The sequence below is a fragment of the Mycobacterium sp. E2327 genome (genome assembly GCF_001672675.1).
GTDB lineage: Bacteria > Actinomycetota > Actinomycetes > Mycobacteriales > Mycobacteriaceae > Mycobacterium.
The window spans coordinates 44080-57778 of the sequence record NZ_LZKE01000222.1 but is presented as its reverse complement, the minus strand read 5'-3'; the positions used below and the strand labels follow the sequence as shown (position 1 = coordinate 57778).

The following is a 13699-nucleotide window of genomic DNA, read 5'->3' as shown; positions in this document are numbered from 1 at the left end:
GCTAGCTGCTTGCCGTCGAAACCAGTTGGCGCTCGGGCGCTTTCATCGGCGCCGGACCGCGCGGCGGGGCGACCCGCGGCCAGAAGAACCATCTACCCAGCAGCGCGACGATGGACGGCACAACGAGCGCCCGCACGACCAGCGTGTCCATCATCAACCCGATCGCGATGGTCGTGCCGATCTGCGCAATGCTGAGCACGCTGCTGCCCAGCAACGCGAGCATGGTGAGCCCGAAAACGATGCCCGCGGTCGTGACTACCCCGCCGGTGCCGCCGAACGCGCGGATGATGCCCGTTCTGATTCCCGCGGTTGCCTCCTGCTTGATCCGCAACGCCAGCAGCAGGTTGTAGTCCGCGCCGACGGCGATCAATGCGATGAAGGCGATGGGGGCGACCGCCCAGTGCAGCTCGTGATCAAGCAGGCGCTGCCAAATGAGCGCGCTGATGCCCAGTGCCGACGCGTAGGAGGCGACGACGGTGCCGACGACGACCAGCCCGGCCACCGGACTTCGCAGCATCGCCGTGACGATCAGGAAGATGAGGACCAGCGCCGCACCCACGAGCAATGCGCTGTCACGGGCGACAAAGTGCTGCAGATCGGCGGTCACGGGGCCGACGCCGGCCACGTCGACTCCCGTCGGCGCCAGCGTTCCCTCCTTGGTGGCCTCGTTGATCGCGGTGCGCACCCGATCCGCGCGCGCCGCGCCCTCGGCGCCCCACTCGTCGCCGTTGCCGTAGACCAGCAGGTAGGTGGCGCGGCCATCGGCCGAGATCAGTTGGTGCAGGACCTCGACGTACCGCGGGTCGCTCAGCGCGCGTTGCGGCAGGTAGAAACCGGACGCGGCGCTGCCCTGAAATTGGGTGGCGATCTCGGTCAGGTAGTCGGTCAGCTGGTGCAGCTGCGGCCCGATCGTGTCGCTCAGGCTCAGCAACTCGTGAGTGGCCGAGCGCGCTTGTGCGAGGGCGTCTTTCATCAAATTCACGGTCTGTGGCAAGCTCGAGATGGCCGTCGCGGCGACGCTTGACCCGCTGGTCAGCTTGGCCGCGCCGTCGCCGAGCCGCGTCGAGGTCTGCACCAGGTTGTCGACGGGCTGGAGCACACGGTCCACCGTCGAGCAGATCGGGTTGGCATCGCAGCCCGGGGTGCGAGCGACGAAATCCCGCAGCGGGTCGAGGTAACCCGATACTGTCGTGACAGAGCGTTGCACGCCGTCCATGCCGCTGCGCATGTCGTCAGCGGCGGCGGACATGTCGGCCAAACCCGCACTGCCGCCACGCAATCCACCCCCGAGCCTGTCCACCGCGGTTTGCGTCTGCGCCAGAGCGCTGTCGAGTTCGGAGACCCGGTTCAGCCGTTGGGTCAGTGAGTCGATCGTGTCCCCGAGCTGACGGCCGAGCACTCCGGTCTGATACGTCAACGTCGCCTCGTCGGGCACCCTGCCGTCGGGGCGGCTCGCGGACTGCACCATGCGCACACCCGGGATCGCCATGATCTGGCGCGTGATCCGTTCCACCGCGATCAGCCCCGCCGGGGTGCGCAGGTCATGGTCGGCCTGAATGGTGACGATTTCGGGCAGGAGCGAATTCGACGCAAAGTGCCGGTCGCTGGCCGCGTAGCCGCGGCTGGATTCGGCGACGGCGGGGGTGGCGGCCGGTTCGTTCCAGCCGATCCGGGTGCCCGCCAGCGGCAGCGCCGCCAGCAGGGTCAAGCCGCCCGCGGTGACCAGGATGGGGCCGGGCCAGCGCGCCACCGCTGCTCCCACGCGCCGCCAGCGCCGCGACGTCGCCGAGGGCCGCGGCTCGAGAAACCCCCCGCGCAGGGCCAGGCCCATCAGCGCCGGTGTCAGCGTCAGCGCGGCGGCCATGGTGACTAAAACCCCTATCGCGCAAGGTATCCCGGCGCTGCGGAACATCCCCACCCGGGCTAAGCCAAGGCATCCCAACGCAACCGACACCGTCAGCGCCGATCCGATGACCACCGGCGCGACGGCCCGGTAGGCCTCGGCCAGCGCCTGCGTCGGCTCGATACCGCGGCGCCGGCCCTCGTGGTAGCGGCCGATGAGAAAGATCGCGTAGTCGGTGCCCGCGCCCAGCGTCATCGCCGCCATGAGCGCCGCCGAGAACAGCGACACCTCAACGACATTGGCCTGGCCAACGGCCGCGGCCACGGAACGGGCCAGGGCCAGCGCGATTCCGACCGAGGTCAGGGGTATCGCCGCGGCGATCGGCGATCGGGATATCAACAGCAACAACAGCAGGATGACACCGACGGTGGCGGCGGTGATCATGAGCATCTGCCGGTCGATCGCGGAGAATTCGTCGACGATGGTGGCGCCGGGACCCGTGACGAGGACGCGCAGGCCCGGCGGCGGTGACAGCTTGGACACGTCGCCGCGCACGGCATTCACCGAATCGCGGGCCTCCGACGTGCCGAGCATTCCGGCGAGCCGCACCATCAGGCTGACGGCCCGCCCGTCGGAACTCTGGGCGCCCGCGGCCGTGGCGGGGTGTGACCACAAGTCGGTCAACGCGTTCACGTGGGCGCGATCGGCGGACAGGGCCGCAGTCAGCGCGTCATAGAACTGGCGGTCGCGCGGCGTGAGGCGCTGATCACGTTCCAGCACAACATAAACGAAGTTGTTGCTTGGCTTTTGGCCGAACAGCCCGGCGGCGCGGGACGCGGCGACGGAGCTCGGCGCCTCGGCGGGCATGAACGCGCGGGCGTGCGTGTCCACCACCCGCTCCAGTTGTGTGATGGCCAGATTCGCGCCGGCCGCTGCCAGGACCCACAGGCCGACGATCAGGGTCGCGTATCGGCCGCTAAGGCGCGAGAGCATTCCCGTGCCGTCAAGCAACGGTCTGCCGATCGCTGGGTCCGCCCAGCAACTCCATGACCCGTCGCTCGTCCCCGGACAGGGAACGCACCCGCAGCGAGCGCCGGGACGCGATCTCCAGCAGGGCGTGCAGCCCGGGCTCGGCGGCCGCGAGGTCGGCCCGCACCCGTTCGGCCGCAACGCCGTCGTGCACCGCCTGATCCAGCTTGGCGACGAGCATCGTCATCCAGCGCTGCCGCAGCGATAGCAGTAGGCCTTCCTCGTCGCCGAACAGCCGAGACACCTCGGACGAACCGTCGGCCAGCGCGAGGGCCGCCTCGGGATCGGTCTCGGCGGCCTTGATCACGTTGGCCATGAAGGCCATCCGGTCGTGCAGCAGTGTCCATGTCATGCCTCGACGTTAGGAAGGCGGACCTCTGCCGCGCGTCGTGCCGAGGTTCGGTCTTTGCCTCCTACCAGGGGCGGAGACGGGTGCCGACCTCGGCATGATGTTGCGAGGAGCGGAGCTCTCTTAGGATTGGACGATGTTGCGTGCCGCCGCGGATTACTTGCGGGAGCAGCTTGGCCGGCGCAGCGAGCTGATCCCCTTGGGTATCACCTGGACGTCGTTTGTCGCTGTCGACGTCACCGAGGTGGGCGCCTGGGTGATCGCGATCCTGCAACGCCCAACCGCCGGCCTGCCCGTGGTGCTGGCGGCGCTCGCGGTGTCGGTCTCACCGACGCTGCTGTTCTTTTTCTTCAACATGAAGCTCAGCCCGCTGCTGATGTGGGCAACCTGGTCGACGGCCACCGCCATCATGCTGTTCGGCACGCCGACACCCGTTCATGCCGATTTCGCCCCGGCGCTGCTGGTGCTCATGGTCCTATCCGTCGCGACCTTGAGCTCCATCGCGGGCGGCTTGCTGGCAGCCGCGTCGGCGGCCGGGCTGCTGCTCGCGGCGGCCGCGCTTCACCGCCTGGACGCTGTCGCCCTATACCTCGGTTTCGTTGCGGCGGGCTGGCTGCTCGGCTACATCATGCGCAGCCAACGGCTGCTGCTGGCCGAGCAGATACGCGCGCAGGAGGCGCTGGCCGAGCACGCCGCCGCCGACGAGCGTCGGCGCATCGCCCGAGAAGTGCACGACGTCATCGCCCACTCGCTGTCCATCACGCTGTTGCACGTGACCGGTGCGCGGCGGGCGCTGCAGCAGGATCGCGACGTCGACGACGCGGTCGAGGCGCTCGAACAGGCCGAGCGGCTGGGCCGGCAGGCGATGGCCGACATCCGCCGGACCGTAGGGCTGCTCAACGATTCGCCAATGAAGATCGCGCCCGAGCCGGGCGTTGACGACATCCGGCTACTCGTCGGGGATTACGAGCGAGCCGGTCTGGCCGTCACACTGCGCGTCGAGGGTCCCACCCCGCGCGTCTCGGCGGCCGTCGGTCACGCGCTGTATCGCATCGCCCAGGAATCGCTGACCAACATCGCCAAACATGCCCCCGACTCGAAATCCACGGTGGCGCTGAGCGTCTCAGCGGTCTCGGCAAGCCTCGTCATCGACAATCGGCTGCCGGCCGCGGTGGCCGCGGCCCCGTGCGCGGAAGGGCGCGGGGTGAGCGGCATGCGCCAGCGCGTCGAACTGCTGGGCGGCGCGATCGACGTCGGCCCGACGGGCGACGGGTGGTCGGTGCGTGCCGAGATCCCGCTCGAAGCGGGCGACACGGGCTGGCGGCCGCCGTGGTGCAAGTTGTGATCGACGAGGCCGAGATCGCGGTGCTGCTGGTCGACGACCAGGACTTGGTGCGGTCCGGGTTGCGCCGGATCCTGCGCCGCAAGGACGGATTCAACGTCGTCGCCGAATGCGCCGACGGGGACGAGGTGCCCGCCGCCGTTGCCGCGCACCGGCCCGACGTCGTCGTGATGGACCTGCGAATGCGGCGGGTCGACGGGATCGAGGCGACGCGAAGGTTGGCCGGCGGCACGCCAGTGCTCGCGTTGACCACATTCAACGAGGACGACTTGCTGTCCGGGGCGCTGCGGGCCGGGGCCGCCGGATTCGTGCTCAAGGACTCGTCGGCCGAGGAGTTGATCCGCGCCGTGCGGACGGTGGCCCGGGGAGACAGCTACCTCGATCCCGCGGTCACCTCCCGCGTCCTCACCACCTACCGCAAGGCCGCCCCCGACGCCTGCGAACGGCGGGGCAACGAGATCGCACAGCTCACCACGCGCGAGTTGGACGTGCTGACGCTGATCGGGAAGGGACTGTCCAACAGCGAAATCGCCGACGAACTTTGCATCTCGGGTGTCACCGTCAAAAGTCACATCGGCCGGATCTTCGGGAAACTCGACCTGCGGGATCGCGCCGCGGCGATCGTCTACGCCTACGACAACGGGATCGTCGCCCCGCGCTGAAAACGTCAAGAGGTGCGGCGACCGCAGTGACGGCGACCTAATAGCCCGAATTCACAGTGGGGTGGCCTGCTGGGCCAGGTTCAGCAACACGTAGGCGATACAGAAGAGGAAGTTGAGTACCACCAGGACCAGGCCCATGAACAGCAGCGAGCGGGTGCCCTGGCGCTTGAGGCGCTTGACCCTCGCGCCCCGGGCCTCGCGATTGAGCTGCATCGCGATCAACGCGAAATTCACATCCGTCACTTCATCGTCGGCGACGGGCCCCCCGGCCACCATCTGGCGCAGGCGTTCGGGGGCGGTGTGGACGCCGACGCGCTCGAAATGGTGACACAGCCGCCGCGCCCGCCTGCGGCCGAGTGCCTGACATCGCATCTGTACCTGATGCAAGAGTTGCCGCCGTTCGTAGCCCCAGGCATCGGACGGACTCGTCACAAGCCGGGAGTCTAATGCGCGCCTACCCGATTCCGGGAGGTCTAATCGAATTCCGGCGGCACCTTTTCACCGCCGCTCATCCGCTCGGACTCGGGCAAGTCCAGATAGCGCTCGAGGTTGCGATGCATGTTGATGACGCGCCGTTCCTCGCTCGAGAGCGCCAGGTGGGTGAACCCGGGTTGGTGCAGGCCGCGCTGTAAGCCCGCGAGCAACCGGATGTCCTGGGTCAGCACCAAGCCCGGTTCGGCCTCCCCGGCGGTGCTTCGCACGTCCGCCGGCTTGCACCGCGGTGCGCCCGGCGCCATCCGGGTCATCAGGAAGATGACCATTTCGCCGTGATCGGGATCGGCTCCGGGCCTCGAGCACATCAGCGTCAGGTGGTCGGCGTTGGCCAGAAATGTCATGTTGGGGAACACGTTGTACTGGTGCAGCCGGGTGACCCGGTCGGTGTCGGCCCAGTCGAGGTCCACTCCGCGGCTGGCCGCGAAGGCGCGGGTGCGCGCCGCGATCAAGTCCTGGACGGTCTGCCCGGGCCGGCGTTCGTCGGCGGGGAAGGGCGTGCCTTCGGCCGCGCCCATCAGGGCGCCCTGCGTGTAGACGTAGGCGTCCCAGACCTCTTCGTCGCTCAGCGCGCCCTCGAAGCGGGGGCTCTGTACGCCGTAAGGCTGGTCCGACTTTCCGGTGTGGCCCCAGATCTGTTGGGGCGCATGGACGTCGTCGACGCAGCGCAGCAGCTCGGGATGCAGCGTCTGGATGTGGTAGGTCTCGCTGTAGCCGTCGGCGATCGTCTTCCAGTTGGCGTCGACGTCGATGGTCAGCGTCGCGTAGCAGCGGAAGTCGCTCAGGTGGCACCACGCGATGTCGTCGGGCACCGCCTCGAGGTACTCGAGCAGCGGCATCGCGCCGACATCGAGGTTGACGAAGACCAGCCCCTCCCAGGTGTCGACCCGGGCGGGTATCAGCGGGAAGTCGGACAGCCGCAGCGAGCCGAAGCCCTTGCGGTCGGGCACCCGCTTCAGCGTGCCGGCGAGGTCCCAGGTCCACCCGTGATACCCGCACTTGAGCTCGCGCAGCCCGGAACCCGAGCCGGTGCACAGCGAGTTGCCGCGGTGGCGGCAGGCATTCTGGAACGCGCGCAAGACGCCGTCCGCGCCGCGCACGATCAGCACCCCGTAGGGGCCGCAGCGGTACTCGAAGTAGTCGCCCGGCTCGGCGACGTGGTCGACCATGCAGGCGAGCTGCCACACCTTCGGCCACATCCGTTCGACCTCGAGTTGGGCGAACGCCGGCGAGTAGTAGCGCTCGGCCGGCACCAGGGTCGGGCAGGCGGGCGGGGTGCCGATCGCGTCCTCTTGGGCATGGGGGCGGGTTCGAGCGGGGTTGCCCACTGACGCGTTCATGCGCGGAGCCCTAACGCGCTCCGCGCACCAGGCGGCCGGGGCGCGCCCCGGTGTCGACGTCGTTGCGGCGGGTCACCGTCCCGCTGACGATCGTGGCGGCATAGCCGCTCGCGCCCTGCAGGATCCGATGGCCGCCGGCCGGTAGGTCGAAGGCCATCGCCGCCGGGTGCAGTCGCAGGGCGTCCATGTCGATCACGTTGATGTCGGCCTTCTTGCCGACCTCGATGGTTCCGCGGTCGGTGAGGCCGAACAGGTGCGCGGTGTCGCGGGACTGCTTGCGGATCACGTACTCGAGCGGCAGCTTCTCGCCCCGCCGACGGTCCCGGGCCCAGTGCGTCAGCAGGAAGGTGGGATAGGAAGCGTCACAGATCATTCCGCAGTGTGCGCCGCCGTCGGAGAGTCCCAGCACGCCGGCGGGGTGCAGCATCATCTCCCGGATCGCGTCGCAGTTGCCGTCGGCGTAGTTGAACAGCGGCAGCATCAACATGTTGGTCGCGTTCGCCTCGAGCATGAGGTCGTAGAGGGTGGCCAGCGGGTCCTCGCCGCGTTCCTTGGCGATCGCGGCGACGGTGCGGTCGGGCGTCGGCTCGTAGTCGGGTGGGTTGCCCAGTGCGTAGAGGCGGTGCAGCGAGTGCTGCACCAAGGCGAACATCCCGTCGAACAGCAGCGTCGGGTCCACCGGCAGGTCGTCCTCGGCGAGGATGGCCGCCTTCACCGCGGGATCGGCGAGGCGCTGCGCGAGCTCGGCGCGGCTGCATTCGGCCGCGAGTTTGCGATACGTCGGCCGATGGCTGAAGCCGTGATGCCCTTGGAAGCCGATCATCATGCCGAACGGGCGCGCCGCGATCTGCGGGTGCAGCCGTGCGCCCGCCGCGTGCGCATCCGCGGAGAGGTCAAGCATCTCGCGCCACAGCTTCGGGTCGGCGTCCACCTGAATGAGGGCGAACGACACCGGGCGGTCGATCTCGGCGCTCAGCCGGCGCATCCAGTCCAATTCCTTCTTCGGGCCGATGATGTCCTCGCCCGCGGCCCCCTGCGGGGCCAGCTCGAACACGGCCTGACCGCCCGCGGCCATGGCGCGGCCCAGGCCGAACAGTTCCTCCTCGGCGGCGAAGGTGCCGGGCACCGGCTCGCCGTCCATCGCGCGGTGGCCCATTGTGCGCGACGTCGAAAATCCGAGCGCGCCGGCCTCGATGGCCTCGGTGACCAGCCGCGACATGGCCGCGATGTCGTCGGGCGTGGCGGGCTCGTTGCGGGCGCCCCGCTCGCCCATCGCATAGGCGCGGACGGCGCCGTGGGCGACCTGGCTGCCCACGTCGATCGCGAACTTCTGCTTACCGATCGCGTCGAGGTACTCGGGGTAGGTTTCCCAGCCCCAGGTGATGCCCTCGGTGAGCGCGGTGCCGGGGATGTCCTCGACGCCCTCCATCAACTCGATCAGCCATTGCTCGCTGCCGGGCCGCACGGGGGCGAAGCCGACCCCGCAGTTGCCGGTCACGATCGTCGTGACGCCGTGGCCGCTGGACGGCTCGAGTAGGCCGTCCCAGCTCACCTGGCCGTCGTAATGGGTGTGGATATCGACGAACCCGGGGGCCACCAGATGCCCTGTCGCGTCGATGGTTTCGGCGGCCTCACCGGCCAGCGGGGGGTCGTCGGCACCGCGTCGGACGACGTCGACGATCACGCCGTCCTTGATGCCGACGTCGGCCCGATAGCGGTCGGCGCCGGTGCCGTCGACGACAGTGCCACCGGTGATCTTGAGATCGAACATGAGGGGCCTCTCCGCGCATTACGCTACGCCGCGTAGCGTAAGTACTGACGATATTCCTCCCGGCACCTTCAGTCAATGAATCCTGCGAACTTGGGGCTAGAGACAACTCTTCAGTGCCGCAATGGTTTCCAGGTCGTCCAGCGCTGCCACGCCGCGCCGCAGGCCCTCCATCGCGATGCCTTCGACCTGCATTCCGCCCATCCCCGCGGTGATCAGCGGGGCCACATACGCGTACATCGCGCCCTGCCGGTAGCGCCGCCACAGCTCGTCGCGGTCGAGGTCCGGTCCGCCGGCCGCCGCCAGGGCGCGTCGGTAGTCGTCGAGCAGCTCCCGTTGGTTCGCCATGCGGTCCTCCGGGGTCAAGCTGGTGATCAGCGTGTACGCCAGCTCGCGGGAGGGGTGTCCGCGCCGGACCGCCTGCCAGTCCAGCAGCCCCGCCTTGCCGCCGTCGAAATACATGTTGCCGGGGTGGGCGTCGCCGTGCATGACGGTGTGCGGGGGCGTGTCGATCAGCGCGGCGACGGCGCGGTAGTTGTCGGCGATGAAAGCGCCGTTCTCGACGGGGATTTCGGTGCGTCCTGCGAGCCGTTTGATCGAGGCGTGCATCAGCGAACCGGTTAACAACGACGTGACGTCGTCAGACGGGGTGTACAGCCAGCCGAGCGGGCCGCGGCGGTCGCGCGGGAGGCGGTCCCAGAAGGTGGCGTGCAGATCGGCCAGCAATTCGACGATGAGGCTGGCCTGGTCGGGGGACAGCGGGTGCAGGGTGTCGGGGAATTCGCACGATCCGGCGGGCAGGTCTTCCAGAACCAGCAGGTAACGGCCCGTCCAGGTGTCGAACGCCGCGCCGTAGGCCTGCGGCAGGCCGTGCAGTTGCGGTGCCAGTTCGTTGTAAAAACGCACCTCGGTATGTCCTAGGCGGCCGAGCTCGCCCATCAGGCGGGTGGCGGTGGTTTCGGCGGCGACCTTGACGAACACCGATTCGGGGACGTTCTTGCCGGTCAGCACGAGCCGGACCCGCGACGAGGTCCCGGCGTCCCGGTCGAGCACGCGCACCGACCGGACGCTGGTTCCCATCAGCTTGGACAGGACCCGGGCGTCGATGTCAGCGACCGTCCGGGGCAACCCCAGCCGGGCCCCCACCACCGCGTCGGCGGCCACCCGGCGGACCCCCTGGCCCAGGTGAGCGGCCAAGCCCACGAGGGAAAAAGCTTGTTCCGCAAGGTTTTTCATATGCATCCGATCTGGTTCGGGATCCCCGTGCCGGCGGGAGGGGTCACTCAACCGACCCGGGGTCCCGTCAGACAAAAATACCCGAACGTCTGGACATCAGACAATACGTGATTATTGTCTGATTGGTGGCACCAGGGCCCGCACCACGAACTGCTCGACGAACTCGCGTTTGTCGACGGCCGGGCGATACCGCCACGACGGCCCCAGCAGAAACAACGTGGTGGTGTGCAACCACTGGACGATCGAGCGAAAGTCGAGGTCGTCGTAGAGGCGCCCCGCCCGCTTCCACCGGCTCAGCAGGGGTTCGTAGTGCCGCAGCAGGAGTTCCACGAAGGGCTCCGAGCCCTTCTCCAGGGCCGCGGCCACCGCGGTGCTCTCCGCGGCGAACATCGCCTCGTTCAGTGGATTGCCGGCCACCGACTCGACCCGCGCCAACACCATTTCGGGCACCGACCGAACCGGGTCGTCCGGCGCGGGCAGCGAGCGCACCAGATCACCAAGCGCTTTGTCGACTCGCATCAGCATCAGGCCGAGCAACACATCGTCGCGGCCGGGGAAGTACCGGTACACCGTCGACCGCGACACCCCGGCCTCGTCGGCCACCTCACCCATCCGGAACTGAGAGTTCCCCCGGCGGACGATGCAGCGCCCCGCGGCGTCGAGGATCCGCCTGCGGGCCTCCTCGTCGTCGAGGATCGCGCGGTCGGCGCCCCACCACCGGCTCGGTTCCATCTCGCCGATGGTACGGGATGCGTTGTGCTACTTCGGTATCTGATGCCACGGGCAACCGCGGTGCAGTCGCAATGCATCGAATCTTGTTGTGGCCCAGGTCATTAACCGGACAGAGAGGCCGATGATGGGGTACTCCGCCGCCGACGAGTCGTTCACCCACCAGCTCCCGACGACCTTCGACCGGGTGCACGATCCCGATCCGACGTGGTCGGACCGGTGCTACTTCTTCGCCGCGTCGCCCGACGGCACCATGCTGTTGGCCAGCGGCTACGGCAACAACCCCAACACCGGGACCGCGCTGGGATACGTCAAGGTCAGCCTCGCGGACGGCCGGCACTGGGACCTTTTGGCGGGCCGGCCCGTGACCGGCGCCGATCGCGCCGACCTGCGCGCCGGGCCGATGAGCTGGACCTGCGTCGAGCCGCTGAAGAAGTGGAGACTCGACGTCGCCCCCAACAAGTCCGGCATCGAGTGGGAGCTCTACTACGAGCCCACCGCCCCGATGTGGGAGCTGCTGCCGATGAAGGTGCACGGTGAGGACGGCCAACTGCTGGCCGACATGTATCACATGAAGGAACCCGGACGATGGAGCGGCTGGGTCACGATCGACGGCGAGCGCATCAGCGTGGACGGGTTCCACGGCGGGCGCGACCGCACGTTCGGCGTGCGCGTCTCGGACAAGATCGACTTCTGGCTTTGGCTCGACGCCGGATTCGACGACCGTGCCATCGAGGCATGGGTCATCGAATCCTCCGACGGCACAGTCAATTACGTTGACGGCGGGATCACTCACGCCGACGGCACCCTGTCGAAGCGATTCGTCGAAATCGAGCACGAGGTGGAATTCGACGGCGACAACAAGCGGCCCGCCCGCGCGACACTGGTCTTCACCGACGAAGACGGCAACGCCTACCGCGTCTTCGCCGATGCCGCCCGCCAGGAAGTCAACGCCTACTACGGCCTTCCGATGGCGCATTGCCAATACGAGGACCTGGGCAACGGAGCGTACTTCATCCATTTCCATTGGGACAGCACCGATCCCGAGCAGCTCGCGGAAACCGAGGGCAAATCGATGGCGCTCGACCAGTTGATGCGGTTCGAGATCGATGGCGACATCGGTTGGGGCGTTTTCGAATTGCTGCTCGGCGGGCAGGGTTACCAACGGTATCCGAACTGGACGGCAATGGACATGTCGGCGTTCACCCAGGACAAGACACCCGTCGACCGGCTGCCCGCAGAAGACGATCCGGTCCGCCAATGACGCTGGATGCCAACTCCGAAGAGCGCCTGACGGCCTGGCTGCGCACGCAGATACCCGACGCTGACGACGTCCGTGCCGAGGGGCTGGACCGGGTGGACTTCGGACATTCCGCCGAGATGATGATGCTGAGCGTCGTCACCCGGCACGGCGACCGGGACACTAGCCAAGACGCGGTGCTGCGGCTGCGGCCCAAACCACCCGCGCTGCTGGAGCCCTACGATCTCGCGCGCCAGTTCGCGATCCTGCGCGCCCTGGCGGACTCGGCGGTCCGTGTTCCGCGGGCGCTGTGGCTCGAAGAAACCGGCGACGTGCTCGGCCGCCCCTTCTTCGTGATGGAACGGGCCGCCGGCCAGGTCTACGAGATGGAGGCGCCGGCCGACGTCGCGGACTCGACCGTGGTGCGGATGTGTCAGAGCCTGGTCGAACAACTCGCGGCGATCCACACCGTCGACCTGGTGCAGACCGGGCTCGACGGGCTGGACGACGGTCGCAGTCATCTCGACCGCGAACTCGACCACTGGGTTACCGAGATGAACCGGGTCAAGCGCGACCGGCTGCCCGCCCTGGAACGGCTCCACGAGGCGCTGCGCGCCGGCAAGCCGCGGGCATGTCCGAAGGTCACGCTGGTGCACGGCGACGCCAAACCCGGCAACTTCGCCTTTCGCGACGGCGAGGTCAGCGCCGTGTTCGACTGGGAGATGACGACCGTGGGCGATCCATTGACCGACATCGGTTGGCTCGAGATGTTGTGGATGCAGCCCGTCGGTATCAACACCCACCCGGCGGCGCTGGGCATCGACGCCCTGCTGGCGCACTACGAGTCGGTCAGCGGAATAACGCTCTGCAACCGCGCGTGGTATCGCGCGTTCAACGCCTACAAGATGGCCGTGATCTGCCTGATCGGCGCGATGCTCATCGAGGATGGCCACAGCGACGACCAAAAGCTCGCACTCGCCGCCTATGGCACCTCGCTCATGACCAAAGCCGGCCTGACCGAGCTAGGCGTCGACGAAGATCTCGACGACGGTCCCGTGCTGCCGCGCGACGAACGCATTCAGCAGGTCCTGGCGGCCGCCACCTAGGGCGTCAGGCGAGCTCTTGCGAGGTTGCACCTTCGGCGACACGGCACAGCGCGCTGTCGAGCGTGCTGTACAGCGACAACACATTGTCCAAACCCATGAGCTTGATAGGCCTGCTGGTGGCCGGGCCATTCGCGACGACCGCGAACCGAGTGGGCGGCGCGACGTCCGCCTGCGCGGACACCAGGACGGTCATCCCGGCCGAGGCCAGGAAATCGACCTTGGACAGGTCTACGACGAGTCCCGCCGGTCCGGTGGCCAGCTCGGTGTGTATCGCCTCGGCGAGTTGCGGCGCACTGAGCATGTCCACTTCGCCCGAGACGCTGAGTACGACCGTCTGGTCTACCTGGCGTTTTCCTACCTCGAAGGCGATCGGATCGGCCGAGTCGCCGGATTGTTCGATCATGGTTCATCACTCACATTCGTCCGGTGCGGGGACAGAGAAATCAACAGCTACCGCCAAGCCGGGGCTGTCGACTCAACCCGCGTAACACGCCCATGTAGAGGACAAACACCCCATCGATCCTGCGCCGCTAGGCGGAGCGCAGCCGCACGTGATCATTCGA

The 13699-nt window shown here is 68.1% G+C and carries 12 protein-coding genes; 4 read left to right on the top strand and 8 right to left on the bottom strand.

What is annotated here, in order from left to right; all coding sequences use genetic code 11:
• Nucleotide 1 precedes the first annotated feature (1 nt).
• Together A5712_RS25525 and A5712_RS25520 are read right to left on the bottom strand one after the other, a co-directional pair.
• Nucleotides 2-2836: an RND family transporter gene (locus A5712_RS25525; RefSeq protein ID WP_369830434.1), complete on the bottom strand. Its 2835-nt coding sequence runs from the start codon at nucleotides 2834-2836 to the stop codon at nucleotides 2-4.
• A 10-nt stretch (nucleotides 2837-2846) separates the two neighbouring features.
• Nucleotides 2847-3224, bottom strand: a complete 378-nt coding sequence (locus A5712_RS25520; protein ID WP_068111745.1) for a hypothetical protein — start codon at nucleotides 3222-3224, stop codon at nucleotides 2847-2849.
• A gap of 133 nt (nucleotides 3225-3357) precedes the next feature.
• Here A5712_RS25520 and A5712_RS25515 point away from each other — a divergent pair, with 133 nt between their 5' ends.
• A complete protein-coding gene (locus A5712_RS25515; RefSeq protein ID WP_068111743.1) occupies nucleotides 3358-4566 on the top strand; it encodes a sensor histidine kinase in 1209 nt (402 codons plus the stop codon).
• Nucleotides 4563-5225 (top strand): response regulator transcription factor, encoded by a 663-nt coding sequence (locus A5712_RS25510; RefSeq protein ID WP_068111738.1) that lies wholly within the window; start codon nucleotides 4563-4565, stop codon nucleotides 5223-5225. The genes A5712_RS25515 and A5712_RS25510 overlap by 4 nt, the downstream gene beginning before the upstream one ends.
• A gap of 51 nt (nucleotides 5226-5276) precedes the next feature.
• On the opposite strand, the gene A5712_RS25505 is transcribed toward A5712_RS25510, so the two are convergent.
• The 5 genes from A5712_RS25505 to A5712_RS25485 all read right to left on the bottom strand — a co-directional run bounded on the left by A5712_RS25505 (nucleotide 5277) and on the right by A5712_RS25485 (nucleotide 10793).
• A complete protein-coding gene (locus tag A5712_RS25505; protein WP_231982244.1) occupies nucleotides 5277-5657 on the bottom strand; it encodes a hypothetical protein in 381 nt (126 codons plus the stop codon).
• 41 nt (nucleotides 5658-5698) lie between these two features.
• Complete coding sequence (locus A5712_RS25500) at nucleotides 5699-7057, bottom strand: SRPBCC family protein (protein WP_068111735.1); 1359 nt, start codon at nucleotides 7055-7057, stop codon at nucleotides 5699-5701.
• A gap of 10 nt (nucleotides 7058-7067) precedes the next feature.
• Nucleotides 7068-8828: an amidohydrolase family protein gene (locus A5712_RS25495; RefSeq protein ID WP_068111732.1), complete on the bottom strand. Its 1761-nt coding sequence runs from the start codon at nucleotides 8826-8828 to the stop codon at nucleotides 7068-7070.
• A gap of 96 nt (nucleotides 8829-8924) precedes the next feature.
• The gene (locus tag A5712_RS25490; protein ID WP_197519496.1) at nucleotides 8925-10061 is read right to left on the bottom strand and encodes a phosphotransferase; all 1137 of its coding nucleotides are present in this window, start codon (nucleotides 10059-10061) and stop codon (nucleotides 8925-8927) included.
• A 111-nt stretch (nucleotides 10062-10172) separates the two neighbouring features.
• Nucleotides 10173-10793 carry a TetR/AcrR family transcriptional regulator gene (locus A5712_RS25485; protein ID WP_068111726.1) on the bottom strand — a complete coding sequence of 207 codons (621 nt, stop codon included), beginning with the start codon at nucleotides 10791-10793 and terminating at the stop codon, nucleotides 10173-10175.
• 124 nt (nucleotides 10794-10917) lie between these two features.
• On the opposite strand from A5712_RS25485, the gene A5712_RS25480 reads away from it, so the two are divergent.
• Together A5712_RS25480 and A5712_RS25475 are read left to right on the top strand one after the other, a co-directional pair.
• Nucleotides 10918-12054, top strand: coding sequence for a hypothetical protein (locus tag A5712_RS25480; RefSeq protein WP_197519500.1), 1137 nt, complete (start codon nucleotides 10918-10920; stop codon nucleotides 12052-12054).
• On the top strand, nucleotides 12051-13136 hold the full coding sequence (locus A5712_RS25475) for a phosphotransferase family protein (protein WP_068111719.1): 1086 nt from the start codon (nucleotides 12051-12053) through the stop codon (nucleotides 13134-13136). Before A5712_RS25480 ends, A5712_RS25475 begins: the two co-directional genes overlap by 4 nt.
• A gap of 4 nt (nucleotides 13137-13140) precedes the next feature.
• On the opposite strand, the gene A5712_RS25470 is transcribed toward A5712_RS25475, so the two are convergent.
• Nucleotides 13141-13539, bottom strand: a complete 399-nt coding sequence (locus A5712_RS25470) for an STAS domain-containing protein (protein WP_068111717.1) — start codon at nucleotides 13537-13539, stop codon at nucleotides 13141-13143.
• Between the last annotated feature and the right edge of the window lie 160 nt (nucleotides 13540-13699).

Coding starts and splice junctions, on each gene's coding strand:
- A5712_RS25495 (WP_068111732.1), bottom strand. CDS start 8,828: ATGTTCGATCTCAAGATCACCGGTGGCACTGTCGTCGACGGCACCGGC.
- A5712_RS25525 (WP_369830434.1), bottom strand. CDS start 2,836: ATGCTCTCGCGCCTTAGCGGCCGATACGCGACCCTGATCGTCGGCCTG.
- A5712_RS25500 (WP_068111735.1), bottom strand. CDS start 7,057: ATGAACGCGTCAGTGGGCAACCCCGCTCGAACCCGCCCCCATGCCCAA.
- A5712_RS25480 (WP_197519500.1), top strand. CDS start 10,918: ATGGGGTACTCCGCCGCCGACGAGTCGTTCACCCACCAGCTCCCGACG.
- A5712_RS25475 (WP_068111719.1), top strand. CDS start 12,051: ATGACGCTGGATGCCAACTCCGAAGAGCGCCTGACGGCCTGGCTGCGC.
- A5712_RS25490 (WP_197519496.1), bottom strand. CDS start 10,061: ATGAAAAACCTTGCGGAACAAGCTTTTTCCCTCGTGGGCTTGGCCGCT.
- A5712_RS25520 (WP_068111745.1), bottom strand. CDS start 3,224: ATGACATGGACACTGCTGCACGACCGGATGGCCTTCATGGCCAACGTG.
- A5712_RS25470 (WP_068111717.1), bottom strand. CDS start 13,539: ATGATCGAACAATCCGGCGACTCGGCCGATCCGATCGCCTTCGAGGTA.
- A5712_RS25485 (WP_068111726.1), bottom strand. CDS start 10,793: ATGGAACCGAGCCGGTGGTGGGGCGCCGACCGCGCGATCCTCGACGAC.
- A5712_RS25515 (WP_068111743.1), top strand. CDS start 3,358: ATGTTGCGTGCCGCCGCGGATTACTTGCGGGAGCAGCTTGGCCGGCGC.